We start from the raw sequence: 13259 nt of genomic DNA, 5'->3' as shown, positions 1-13259 counted from the left end.
AATTCTTCCCTGCTTTCCCCATGTCCTAGCATGGCCAACCGTGAGGAGCCCCCTCCCATTCGGAAGAAAAAAGGACGTTTGATCCTCTCGTTGGGGGGTTATAAAAGCCTGACCACACGTATTGCACCCTTGCAAGCCTAAAGGACATGGAGAAAGAGCATGTTACTTTATAGAAAAAGCAAATTGGCTCCATTTGTGCAGCTGATAAGGTACAATAAGTTTCGCAAATTGAAAAGCAGATAAAAAGAGACATGGTTTGCAGAACTCTGGTAGAATGAAGTTGCGACACACCATTCGAAAGGAGAAAGCAAACCATGTCTGAGAAGATTGTACAGCTTAACGAGGAAGTAATCAAGGGCCAAATCAAAGAACTGGTTCGGGGTAGTGTAGAGGAGACCCTCAACGAACTGCTGGAGGCCGAGGCGGAGAAACTGACCCAGGCAGCCCGGTACGAGCGCAACGAACAGCGCCAGGGCTATCGCAGCGGCCACTACAACCGCAGCCTCACCACCACCTCCGGGGATGTAACCCTCAAGGTGCCTAAGCTCAAGGGAATCTCTTTTGAGACTGCTATTATTGAGCGGTATCGCCGCAGGGAGAGTAGCGTGGAAGAGGCGCTCATTGAGATGTACCTGGCAGGCGTATCTGTCCGGCGTGTGGAGGATATTACCGAGGCTCTCTGGGGCAGCAAAGTCTCTCCCTCCACCATAAGTGAGTTGAACAAGAAAGCGTATGTCCACATCGAGGATTGGCGAAACCGGCCTCTGCAAGGTGGACGATATCCGTATGTCTATGTGGATGGAATCTACCTGCGCCGTAACTGGGGCGGAGAGTTTGAAAATGTGGCCATTCTGGTGGCGATTGCGGTGAATGAGGACGGATACCGTGAAGTTCTGGGTGCTGCCGAGGGCATGAAAGAGGACAAAGCCAGCTGGATCAGCTTCTTCCAGTGGCTCCGCAGTCGTGGTTTGGATGGAGTCAAACTGGTGGTTGGAGACAAATGCCTTGGTATGCTGGAGGCTGTGGGAGAAGTATTCCCCGAAGCCAAGTACCAGCGCTGTACTGTCCACTTTTACCGCAATGTGTTCTCCGTAACGCCTCGTTCCAAGGTGAAGCTGGTGGCAAAGATGCTCAAGGCGATCCACGCCCAGGAAAGCAAAAGCCGTGGTGGAGCAACTGCGCTCTATGAAGCTGAAAGAGGCCGCCAAGAAGGTGGAGGACGGCATTGAAGAAACGCTGACTTACTGCGATTTTCCCAGCGAGCACTGGACTCGCATTCGGACCAATAATGTAATTGAGAGACTGAACCGGGAAATCCGCCGCCGCACTCGTGTAGTGGGCAGTTTCCCGGATGGTAACTCTGCTCTTATGCTGGTCTGTGCCCGGCTGCGCCATGTGGCTGGTACCCAATGGGGCAACAAGAAGTACATGAACATGAAGCACCTGGAGGCTGCCTTGGAGGACGCCTCCATTGCTGGCTGACTTCACTCACACCAGAGTCTGCAAACCATTTTGCGAAAAATACTTGACACTACCGTGCAGCTAGGGTGCTTCTTAAAACTCTGGGCGAAGGGTTGCAGATATCCGACCTAAAAGAGCGTAAAAAATAGCGCCGTTGTTTTTACAACGACGCTATTTTTTACATATATGCAGATTTTCCTCTTAAAGGACTTTTTTATTTGCTCTCTACAGGAGCAGCTGCATTTCTCTTTTTCTCTCTATGCTCTTCCCACGCCACATAGAGCGGGCCTGCAATGCAAACGGAAGAATAACAGCCTGCAACAATACCCACCATCATCGGGAGTGCAAAGGTCGTGACAGAAGTCAATCCATAGATACTACCCACGACAAAAACCGCTGCGATCGCCACAAAAGTCGTCAGGGATGTATAAATGGAACGTGTCAATGTCTGATTGATGCTGGCATTAACAAGCTCTGCATAGGGGGTCTTCGGTCCCATCAGGCGGCGGTTTTCACGGATACGGTCATAAATAATAATCGTATTATTCAGAGAATAACCGAGAATCGTCAGCACGACCGCCATGAAGCTGTCGTTAATTGGCATTCGGAATACCACGAACACAAAGTAAACAATCAAAACGTCATGCAACAGGGCGACAATAGCCATCGCACCGGCCGTCAAGCCGCCAATCTTCCGAAAACGGAAACCAACATACACAAGCAACAAAATAAAAGCAATCAAAACAGCCATCGCACATTTCAGAAGGAAATTCTTGCCCATTGTCGGATTGACCGAACTGGACTCCACCACCTCAAAATGTGCATCCGGATATTGCTCATCGAGTGCTGATGCAATGCTTTGCTGTTCCTCCAAGGAAATCGAATCTGTCCCCGCAAAGGAGATGGATACGCTGTTGTTCGCTTGTGTGGGATCGTCTACTGTGGACATATCTTCATGGATACGAACCGTAACGTCTTTTCCACTGGCATCCTTCACAATGTTTTCCACTTCTCCCTGCTGGATACTACCAGAATAGGAATAACGGATGACTGCGCCGCCAGTAAACTGAATATCCAAGCTTGTGCCGAAAATGAAATTAAAAATAATACCAATCGCTATAATAGCCAACGAAATCCCAAAGAAGATCTTTTTTCTTTCGCAAAATTTGATATGATATGTTCTCATTTCGCGGCACCTCCATATAACCATTTATTGCGGAAGCATTTGAATCCCGAGACAGACTTCAGCATCAAACGGGAAGCGCCGACGCCCATAATGAAATTGCCAATGTTGCCAACCAGCAACGTATAGCCGAACGAATACACCGAACCCGTGGTGGAAGCACCAAAAATCCAAGACAGGATATTGGTCGGGCCGAACACCATCATTAAAATGAGGGCCACCATCATCGTGGTGATATTTCCGTCAAAAATAGCCCAGAAGCTGTTGGCGAAACCTTTCTGAATTGCGCCGTCCAACGTTTTATCGGAATTGATTTCTTCCTTAATACGGGTAGATGTAATGACATTTGCATCAACCCCCATGCCAATCGAGAGAATAATACCTGCGATGCCGGGCAGGGTCATCGTAAAGCTATTAATAAACGGGAAGAAGCCGGACACTGCTGCAAAGCAAAGAGCAATCTGGCCAAGCAAGGCAATGATCGCCACAAACCCAGGCAGGCGGTAAACGATCAACATAATTAAACAAACCAGAATAAATCCGATGATTCCGGCCAATTCCATCGCACTCAGTGCGGATGCGCCCAACGTCGGGCTGACCGTGCTGAAGTTTGTCGTGACAAGCTTAAAGGGCAACGCACCAGCGTTGATCTTATTCGCTAAGTCGGAGGCTTCCGCTGCGGTAAAGTCGCCCGTAATAGAGCATCTGCCATCGGAAATCACCGAATTTACCGTCGGGGCAGAAATCATGGTATCATCCATCCAAATAGAAATAATCTGTCCCTGCAAACGCTCGGTTGCATCTGCAAATTTCTGAGCACCGTCTTCGCTCAACTGCAAGGTAACTTCATACTGCGTGGTGCCCGTTGTTGGGTCTTGGTACATCTGGGCCTCTGCACTTGTAACGTCGCTACCCTCCAGGATGACCGAATCTGCCGTCGTTCCTGTCGGCGTCTTATATACCGGGTTGCCGTCCGCATCTGTCTCCTGCGTGGCATATTCATTCCCCTCACGGAATGTCAGCATTGCCGTTGCAGAAAGTTCTTCAATTGCAGATTCGGGATCAAAACTTGTCTCATCATTTTTCCAAGGGAAGCGGACAATGATATGATCCTGATTATAATCCACATACAATTCATAGTCCGTGATATTCTGGTTGACCATACGAAGTTCAATGATTGCCCTAGCAGAATTCAATTGATCTTCTGTGGCCTTCACACCTTCTGTATCCGGGCTGAAGGTTGCCTCGACACCGCCATTGATGTCGATTCCCCACCGAATGTCGCTCGCACCTTTTATGTAGGTGATGGTGTTATCTCCGTTTTGCCCATGTACCCCAAATAAGGAGACATAAGTGAAAACCAAGATAAGGAGGGCGACGATGAAAAATACTGGTTTTCCTACTCGCTTCATGCGTAAATCCTCCAATGTCTTTTGGTTTCTGCGCTGCCCCGCAGACGTAACAGAACTTATTATAGATTTCTTATTCTAAAAAGTCAACGAATTTGGTGCAAATCGGCCAATAAAATTATTTATTGTCCGTTTTTTTGCCTAAAGCGACCAGAAAATATGAATTAATTATATCTCCTATACTCGTATATGAATAATCCAATCTATTAATAAACCAGCAATGTATTTGAGCTCAGAAGTGCTAAACTGTATTGATCCCCAAAAGAGGGTATTAAAAATGACCATTTCATCACCCGTCCTGCGGTGCATGAACCAGTTGTTTTCCACGTTTTAATGGCTACATTCCATTTTTTAGCTTTCTGTTGTAGCTACCAAAGCTCTAGAATAGGACCTTACATAATGCGGCCCCTGGCTGGATACACGATATCCCTAAATAAGCTTCGAACCATGCTGGCTTTTGGACCTGATAGAACCGAACCTTCTATTCAGCCTAAAAGGCAATCACAACCACTAGAAAACTAGTGGTTTGCTCAGACCCCAGAGGGGTCAGTACTTGCTGACCTCTAGAAAGGGTACTGAAAAATATCATCGCATCGTTTGCCCTGCTACTGGTAAACCAGTTCTCTTTGGTACTTCATAGCATTCTGCGAGAGGGACACTTTTCGCGAAAATCCCCGCCTTCCTTTCAGAACCTCCGTACCATTCTTTTTCCTTTGAAGAACGAACGATTTTTTACTTTTTCTTTTGCCAAGGTTTTTTTACCTACCCCCGGTAGAACCGGGGGTTTTGTCATGCTGAAAGCGATAAAGAAAAAGCGGATACGCTTATTAAACGTATCCGCTGCTAAAGCAGAAATAAGCTGATATACGATTATGCCCGGTCTGCAAGAATTTTTTCCACCGCGGCAAGCTGAACAGCGATACAGAACAGATCCATCGCCAGCTCCAGCTCAGAAACCGGCGGATACGTCGGAGCTACGCGGATATTGCGGTCACGCGGGTCTTTCTGATACGGGAAAGTAGCGCCCGCACCCGTCAAAGTGACGCCGGCTTCCTTGCACAACGATACTACACGCTTTGCGCAGCCGTCCATAACATCCACACTGACAAAATAGCCGCCATTCGGATTGGTCCACTCCGCAATATTCTTCCCACCGAGCGCAGATTCCAGCTTTTCCTGGACAACCTGGAACTTCGGCTCCAAAATGGCACGATGCTTTTCCATTTGCAGCTTTACCCCATCGAGATTGCCAAAGAAGTAGATATGACGGAGCTGGTTCAGCTTATCCGGGCCGATCGTTTGATAGGAATAATGCTCACGGAATACCGTGAGGTTGTGCTCGCTGGCACCCATGGCCGCCACGCCCGCACCGGGGAAGGTAATTTTGCTCGTGGAAGCAAAGAAAATAGGCATATCAATGCTGTGCTGCTTACGGCACTCATGCCACAAGTTCAGCAGCGTGTCCGGCGTATCGGTCAGATCATGGACACAGTAGGCGTTATCCCAGAAAATCTTGAAATCGGGCGCCGCAGGCTTCAAAGCGGCGAACCTGCGGACGGTTTCATCCGAATACGTAATGCCTGTTGGGTTGGAATATTTCGGTACGCACCAAATGCCTTTGATGGTCGGATCGTCTTTGACCAACGATTCTACAACGTCCATGTCCGGGCCCTGATCCGTCATCGGTACAGTGATCAGTTCAAAGCCAAAGTACTCGGTAATTGCGAAATGCCGGTCGTATCCCGGAGAAGGGCACAAAAACTTCAGATGCCCCTGCTGGCTCCAAGGCTTGCAGCCTGGGAAACCATGCGTCATAGCGCAGGAGATCGCATCGAACATCATATTCAGGCTGGAGTTGCCGCCCACAATGATATTATGATCGTCAATGCCCAACATCTCTGCAAACAGCTCCCGCATTTCCGGCAGTCCATCGCCCAGGCCGTAATTGCGGCAGTCGTCTCCGGTGGAGGCGTATATATTTGAAGTGGAATTCAAAATGTCCAGCATCGGCATGGAAAGATCCAACTGATCCACACCGGGCTTTCCGCGCGCCATATTCAGCTTCAGGCCTCTGGCCTTAAAGTCCGCATAGCGCTTTTCCAAGTCCGCCTTTTCTGCGCTAAGCGCCTCATTTGACATTGAACGATAATCCAAAACCAGCATCTCCTTTAAATAAAAAATGCATTAAAACTATTTATCCCTGCATCCCATTTCGAAAACGTTCCTATAACCCGTCTTTACCACATAAAAACACGATGGGATTTGCGCGTTTCAGCGCTCTTCCTATTGTAATCGATCAACCAAAAAAACGCAAGTCAAAAAAGCTCTTCTTGCATTTTTTGGAATAAGGCAGATTCTATGGACACTTTTGCGCAAATTCTTGTCAATATCGACGACGGGATGCAACCTGTTTCCCTGCAAAAAAGGGCCACATGCCGTTCTCCTTCCCCATCTGCTTGGAAAACAAGCAGGGAAAAGAAAGACATGTGGTCATTTTGCAAGATCTTATCGAAATTTACGCAGAATTCTTCCCATTAGAATTCTGCCGTACCGGTTGTGCGCGGGAAGGGCAACACGTCGCGGATGTTGGCAATTCCAGTGAGGTACATCACAAGGCGCTCAAATCCAAGGCCAAAGCCCGCATGTTTTGTACCGCCATACTTGCGCAGATCCAAATACCACCAATAATTTTCCTCTTCCAGCTGGAAGTCCTTCATCCGCTGCTGGAGGATCTCCAGACGCTCCTCACGCTGGCTTCCGCCGATGATCTCTCCGATGCCGGGTACCAGCAGGTCCACAGCGGCGACCGTTTTGCCATCGTCATTCAGGCGCATATAGAACGCCTTGATCTCCTTCGGGTAATCGGTCACAAATACCGGCTTTCCAAAGACCTGTTCTGTGAGGTATTTTTCGTGCTCGGTCTGTAAATCGGTGCCCCAATCCACCTTATATTCAAAATTCTCGTTGTTCTTTTTCAAGAGCTCTACCGCCTCGGTATAGGTCACTCGGGCGAAATCGGAATTCACCACGTTGTTCAAGCGGTCTACAAGCCCTTTATCGACAAATTGGTTAAAGAATGCAATGTCCTGCGGGCAGGTGTCCATCACATAGCGGATCACAAACTTCATCATATCTTCTGCCAGCTGCATGTCATCCTGCAAGTCTGCGAAGGCGATCTCCGGCTCGATCATCCAAAACTCCGCCGCATGGCGCTGGGTATAGGACTTTTCCGCACGGAAGGTCGGTCCAAAGGTGTACACCTTGCCGAAGGCCATCGCCATGCATTCGGCCTCCAATTGGCCGGAAACCGTCAAAGATGTGTGCTTCTGGAAGAAGTCCTGGCTGTAGTCAACAGCGCCATCCTCTGTACGGGGCAGATTCTCTGGGTCCAGTGTCGTGACGGTAAACATCTCGCCTGCCCCTTCGCAGTCGCTCCCGGTGATGAGAGGCGTGTGGGCATAGACAAAGCCATTTTCATTGAAGAATTTGTGAATCGCATAGGCCGCTGCACTGCGCACACGGAATGCCGCGCTGAACGTATTGGTGCGCGGGCGCAAATGTGCGATGGTACGCAAATATTCCATGGTGTGACGCTTCTTTTGCAGCGGATAATCCGGCGTAGAGGCCCCCTCCACGATAATCTCCGAGGCATGAATTTCAAAGGGTTGCTTTGCCTCCGGCGTCAGGAGCAGTTCTCCTGTGACAACAATGGCAGAACCAACATTCAACTTTGCAATGTCCTTATAATTGGGCAGCTTATCCGCCTCAAAAACGATCTGCACGCCCTTAAAGCAGCTTCCATCGTTCAAATCAATAAATCCGAGCGCTTTCGAATCTCGAATTGTGCGCGCCCAACCGCATACAGTGACCGTCTTCCCTCCGAGCTCTTCCATGCCGGCATAGAGCTCTTTAATCTCTGTTCGCTTCAAAGTACTTGATCCTCCTGTTTTCTGCGCGCAAAAGCCATGGCTGCTGCGCGTTTCATTCATATGTTTCTATATTATAACAGGACACCTATCGGTGCAAGTAAAATATTTACGCAAAATTTAAAAAATCTTGTAAAACCCCCTTGATTTTTTCAAAAGAATCCGTTATAATGATCAAGCTGTCACCGATAATGACAAAACAAAGCCATTTGGAGAGGTATTCTAATTGGTAAGGAGCCACATTGGAAATGTGGTGTGCCGCAAGGCATTGTGCGTTCGAGTCGCATCCTCTCCGCCACAAGAAATTCCAAACAATTCGCTTCGGATTGTTTGGAATTTTTTCTTATATTCCGTTGTGATGCGCTTGACTTCCCCACGAGCTACCTGACCAAATTTATATAATGGGAGGTTTCCCTATGGATTTTCTGGAGATTGCAAAATCGCGCCAGAGCTGCCGCGACTATGACAGATCCCGCCCGGTGGAGCGTGAAAAGCTGTTAGCCTGCTTGGAAGCGGCCCGCCTTGCCCCCTCTGCCTGCAACGCCCAACCCTACCATTTTACATTGGTAACCGGCAAACAGGCCGAAGCGGTGGGCAACTGCACCCGCAGCCTCGGGATGAATGCGTTCACAGAATCGGTTCCGGCATTTGTGGTAATCAGTGAGGAACCCTACAATCTGACTGCCGGTGCTGGCGCAAAAGTTAAGGGACAGGACTACCGCTCGGTGGATATCGGCATTGCAGCGGCCTACTTTACCGCGGAGGCCACCGCGCAGGGATTGGCCACCTGTATCCTCGGCTGGTTTGAAGAGAAAAAACTGCAAACACTGTTACACTTGCGCCGTCCTGTGCGCCTGGTGATTGCGGTTGGCTATGCGGCACCAGGGGACCCACTGCGCGCCAAAAAGCGCAAAACAATGGAGGAGCTGACGACATGGAAGTAAGTGCAGAAAAACTCTTCTTTTTTGAAAAAGATCCCGCTATGCTGGACGTCTACCTATCCATTGAAGCGGTACTTTTAAAGCGCTATCCGGGAATTCACGTCAAGGTGCAAAAAACACAGATCACCTTTGCGGGCCGCCATGGATTTGCCTTTGTTTCGCTGCCATTCCGAAAGGTGAAGGGACGTCCGGAGCACTATCTGATCCTTTCTTTTGGGCTCTCGCACCGCATGGACTCCCCGCGCATCGCGATTGCCGTCGAACCTTACCCCAACCGCTGGACTCACCATGTCGTGATCCAAAACGCTAGCGAGCTCAACAGCGAGATTTTGGGATGGTTGGATGAGGCGCACGCTTTTTCGGAGAGCAAACGATAGCAGATGCTGCTGCAAATTTGAGCGTTTGCTTCAGCCTCTTGCTGTCAAAGTCCAAGCAGTTTCTTCGCTTTATTTCTCCTAATGTGTTTAGAAACGATTATATTGCATAAAAAAGGCTTGCGCCGCTTTTCAACGGCTGCAAGCCTTTTTTGTCATATGAAAACCACTCGCCTAGCGAGTGATTTTCATATGACAAAAAGGGGCAAGTGTAGCCACACTTGCCCTGCTTACCAAAATGTGCGCTCTCCGGAAGTATCAGCGTTTGAGAAGATCAAAGCTGTGCTATTTCGTTCTTGTGTTATGCTATTCGATGTGGTAAAATAAAGTCAAAATTTAGAATTTGTTTTTATTATAAGGAGGTGACGGGGTGCCAAAGGTTGCTTATTCTGACGAGGACAGAGAACGTATTAGGATGCAGCTTGTTACAGTTGGGCTTGAACTAATGGCAAAACAAGGCATACAACATACAACCGTGGAGCAAGTATATAAAAAAGTTGGTATTTCGCGAACGTTCTTCTATTCCTTTTTCGCAACGAAAGAAGATTTGATTGTTGAAACGCTTTACTTGCAACAGCCCAAAATCATCAAGTATGTACAAACGCTGATGGCCGATCCTGCTTTAAGCTGGCGTGACGCAGTGAAACAATTTCTCCATGCCTGTTGTTATGGAGAAAAAAATGGAATTGCTGTTTTAACGATTGAAGAACAACAGCTCATTTTCAAGCGTCTATCAAAGGAAAGCTATCAAGTGTTCCGTCAAAAGCAACTTCGTCTTTTTGGAGAAATTTTAGAAAACTTTGGAATAAGGGCAGATACAGCAAGGATCAATCTATTTACGAATTTAAGTTTGACAGCAATGGTTGTGCGCAGAGCTATCCCCAATACGCTTCCCTTATTTGTTCCTGAAGCCGCTGATGAAACCGTTGATTTTCAACTGAATGCGATTGTGGATGCCTTGGAGAAATTGAAAACAGCTCCCACGCCTTGATGGGTGGGAATGAAAAAATCCGTCCGAATATTATGGTTTGGCGTCATATTCAGATGGATTTTACTTTACTTAAAATAAAAACAAATTTTATTATTTATCTTTATTTTATACCTATGAGAACGAAAACCAAACAAAGGAGGACACACGATGAACGTATTTGATCTGTTTGTAAACAAATATCCGCCGGGTAATGACTTGCGAAAACCAACCGCTGAAATGCTGGAACAATTTCAAGGAAAACTGCCGGCAGAACTCCTTGACTTTTGGCAGGAATATGGCTTCGGAAATTATGGCGGAGGATTACTGAAAATTATAGATCCTACGGATTATATTGATACGCTCACACTTTGGCTGGGTGAGCAGGAAGATTGCTTCCCCATTTTAATGACTGGATTCGGAACACTTTTTATTTACCGCAAACGATCTGAAACAGCCGGCGATATGTGTTTGCTGGACATTCACTACCGCAGATCAGGCAGTTTTTCTACCGGTTTTTCCGATTTTTTTGAGCGTATCCTTCCCGCTGAAAACTTTGCGGAACAATTTTTGCGAGTGGACTTATTCCAAGAGGCATCCGCTAAGCATGGCGGCCTTGCAGAGAATGAGATTTTTTTCTTTGCTCCGGCTTTGGCGTTTGGCGGAGCCGAGTCCATTCAATATGTCGAAAAAGGGAACGCCGTTGTTCATCAGCACCTGTTATTTGAAATGGGAACGGACAATTCTAGTGCTGCAAAGCCTGACGATATGTGGTCGCAAGCCTATGAAGCCAACCCCCATGTATTTGAATTGGAGAACGGCGGTTTAATGGTTAGCTTTCCCTTTTCGGAAACGGTGGATACCATCTTGCCAATAGCACCAGAAACGCTATACGAGATTGAGGGAGAGACGGTTTCGCTGTGGGCGCTGACGTTTGTTAGCTTGACAAAAGAGGAAAACCTCGGCTTTTTGGAGTATCACAGGGCTTTGCAACGGCTACAGCCCTACATCTTAGAAACAAGAGGGGACTATCTATTGATCCGTGGCATGAGCCTGGCGGAGATGGAATGTGTTTTGTCGGACGCCATAGATTGATCGCCATTCATTTTCAAAAATACATATTTAGGAGGAAAAAGTATGGGCTTTTTTAGCAAGTTGTTTAAGGGACCGGAAATCGATATGGAAAAGAGCCATGCAAATGCAAAGAAAATGCGCGCTCTATTTAACCAGGTCGTTGAAGGCGGGGACAATTATAGGCTGATTTTCGGATATACCGAGGATGTGAGCCGCTTCAATTATGGATTTGTTCATGGGAGTAAAACGAAAATCGGAAATTTAATTGTCGGCTGGAACGAGGCCAGTCAAACGATTGTGGTCGTTCCCACGGTACCCGATCTTTCCGGCTGTGGTGATCCGACCTACTATCGCCGCTCTGAAATTTTGAAAGCCTATCGAAACAAATACCCTACCGATGCGTTTATCATTTACCCAGACAAAAAAGGATATATCGGTATCAATGCCTATGATTGGCTGGAAGATGAAAAGCTGTATGTCTATGTGTCGCAGGACGAGGAGTTGGCCGCTTTTACTGATTTCTTTATGAACAGATTTGCAACAAAGTGAGGTTAAAATGCCTTTGGGAGAAATTGGAGCGATCCTGCTGTTCCTTTTGGTGGTATTTATATTTGGTAATCTGTGGTTTCATTTTATAGAAGCAATATTAAGACGGATCAAAAAGCTGTTTACACGCCGCCAAAAACCTCCGGCATGGCATACGCTCCCCCCCTGATGAGGAGGACAGAAAAAAAGATGGATATAAACGAAATTAGGAAACGGGCGCAACAAGCCCGTGAGAAGGCCGCCGATGCGATGAAAAAGACTTTTGAAAAAAGCGAAGAACTGGTTAATAACCTCGAGGTTTCCAGCTCTGAAAAAGAAGCATCTATATCTGCTGCTGAGGCAGAGGAACAGATCCATGCCAGCACGGAGCGGCAAGTAGAAATTCTTGGTCAGATATTAGGGGCCGATGGTGTGGCACAAATGGCCGTCAATGAGGAACTATTACAAAAAATGGTCAATGAGAAAGTCGCTGAAGCTACTGCTTCCACTGCAGAGAACTTGATGGGGCAACTTTTTGGAGAAGATATGGGCGTTCTCGCGGCGGCTCTGGAAATGCTGGAGATGGAGGATGCCGACGAAGAGGAAGAACCCGTATGGAATTTAGAACTGGAGCAAAACCTTTATATTACCTTGGATGAAACGATGGCTCGGCTTGAGGCCATCCCTGAGCCAGAACCGATTCCTTACCAAAAAAATGACGCAAAATGGGAACGCTTTGGCATCTTGCTGTCTGGTATTGTATCGACCCTTAACGACCACAATCTGTATAGTATGGATGTGGAGGAACATATCCCAGTCATGGAACAGAAAGTCGTGTCCCTTGTACGCCGCTCCTGGGGGATAAATGGTCGTAGCGATCTGCTGGATATGATCCGCTATTTAGCACAGGAGGGCTATATCCTGCGGTATCAGCTTTATAGTGAGGCATCCTCGCCGGAGGAACTGATAGACGAAACCATCGACGAGGATGACTGTGAGTCTACCAAGCGGGCATGGCGGTTTGCACAACGGTATAAAAGCCAATATGCCCCTGGCTTTATGGCTGGATGGGATATTGGCCGGGCGGCGATGTTGACCCGTTGGGGCTGCTATTTAGGCTGGCTCACGGAAAGCGAAGCTGTTGGTATTCTCTGGGATCTCTCCCAAAAAGTTGTGGAGGAACTGCATAGCTGGCGCGAATTTGCCCAGTCTTATCTTTTTGGCGGTCTTATGTGGAAATTGCTATGCGGTGACAGCTCCGCTGGAAGTTACCTGGGCTATATTGCAGACGCCGCCACAGACCTGTTGACTGGAAAAGCAGAGCAAGACAGCGGACAATGGCGGGATTGCCCTTGGCCTGCACAGAGAAAAATCGGCTTTACATTGTAAACCCTTTGAA

10 protein-coding genes, 1 tRNA gene and 1 pseudogene are annotated in these 13259 nt (G+C 47.7%); 8 read left to right on the top strand and 4 right to left on the bottom strand.

Going from position 1 to position 13259, the window contains the following annotated elements; genetic code table 11:
* Positions 1–314: 314 nt before the first annotated feature.
* Positions 315–1482 (top strand): annotated as a pseudogene (locus tag B5F54_RS06040) (IS256 family transposase).
* Between the two features lie 193 nt (positions 1483–1675).
* On the opposite strand, the gene secF reads toward B5F54_RS06040, so the two are convergent.
* From secF to asnS, 4 genes are all read right to left on the bottom strand, one after another.
* On the bottom strand, positions 1676–2647 hold the full coding sequence (gene secF / locus B5F54_RS06035; protein WP_087231935.1) for a protein translocase subunit SecF: 972 nt from the start codon (positions 2645–2647) through the stop codon (positions 1676–1678).
* A complete protein-coding gene (secD, locus tag B5F54_RS06030; RefSeq protein ID WP_087231932.1) occupies positions 2644–4056 on the bottom strand; it encodes a protein translocase subunit SecD in 1413 nt (470 codons plus the stop codon). The genes secF and secD overlap by 4 nt, the downstream gene beginning before the upstream one ends.
* Positions 4057–4923: 867 nt before the next feature.
* Complete coding sequence (locus B5F54_RS06025) at positions 4924–6216, bottom strand: aminotransferase class I/II-fold pyridoxal phosphate-dependent enzyme (protein ID WP_087231930.1); 1293 nt, start codon at positions 6214–6216, stop codon at positions 4924–4926.
* A gap of 371 nt (positions 6217–6587) precedes the next feature.
* Positions 6588–7982, bottom strand: a complete 1395-nt coding sequence (gene asnS, locus B5F54_RS06020; RefSeq protein ID WP_087231927.1) for an asparagine--tRNA ligase — start codon at positions 7980–7982, stop codon at positions 6588–6590.
* A gap of 208 nt (positions 7983–8190) precedes the next feature.
* Between asnS and B5F54_RS06015 the strand changes: the two genes are divergently transcribed.
* From B5F54_RS06015 to B5F54_RS05980, 7 genes are all read left to right on the top strand, one after another.
* Positions 8191–8277, top strand: a tRNA-Ser gene (locus B5F54_RS06015).
* Between the two features lie 118 nt (positions 8278–8395).
* Positions 8396–8923, top strand: a complete 528-nt coding sequence (locus tag B5F54_RS06010) for a nitroreductase family protein (RefSeq protein ID WP_087231924.1) — start codon at positions 8396–8398, stop codon at positions 8921–8923.
* Entirely contained in the window at positions 8914–9297 is a 384-nt protein-coding gene (locus B5F54_RS06005) for a DUF5655 domain-containing protein (protein WP_087231922.1), read from the top strand. The genes B5F54_RS06010 and B5F54_RS06005 overlap by 10 nt, the downstream gene beginning before the upstream one ends.
* A gap of 367 nt (positions 9298–9664) precedes the next feature.
* A complete protein-coding gene (locus B5F54_RS06000) occupies positions 9665–10285 on the top strand; it encodes a TetR/AcrR family transcriptional regulator (RefSeq protein WP_087231919.1) in 621 nt (206 codons plus the stop codon).
* A 147-nt stretch (positions 10286–10432) separates the two neighbouring features.
* The gene (locus B5F54_RS05995; protein ID WP_087231916.1) at positions 10433–11356 is read left to right on the top strand and encodes a T6SS immunity protein Tdi1 domain-containing protein; all 924 of its coding nucleotides are present in this window, start codon (positions 10433–10435) and stop codon (positions 11354–11356) included.
* 42 nt (positions 11357–11398) lie between these two features.
* Positions 11399–11884: a hypothetical protein gene (locus B5F54_RS05990; protein ID WP_087231913.1), complete on the top strand. Its 486-nt coding sequence runs from the start codon at positions 11399–11401 to the stop codon at positions 11882–11884.
* Between the two features lie 186 nt (positions 11885–12070).
* On the top strand, positions 12071–13249 hold the full coding sequence (locus B5F54_RS05980; protein WP_172749602.1) for a DUF1266 domain-containing protein: 1179 nt from the start codon (positions 12071–12073) through the stop codon (positions 13247–13249).
* Positions 13250–13259: the final 10 nt, after the last annotated feature.

This window comes from Anaeromassilibacillus sp. An250, from assembly GCF_002159845.1.
In the GTDB taxonomy this organism is placed as follows: domain Bacteria; phylum Bacillota; class Clostridia; order Oscillospirales; family Acutalibacteraceae; genus Anaeromassilibacillus; species Anaeromassilibacillus stercoravium.
This window is presented reverse-complemented; position numbering and strand designations above follow the sequence as displayed.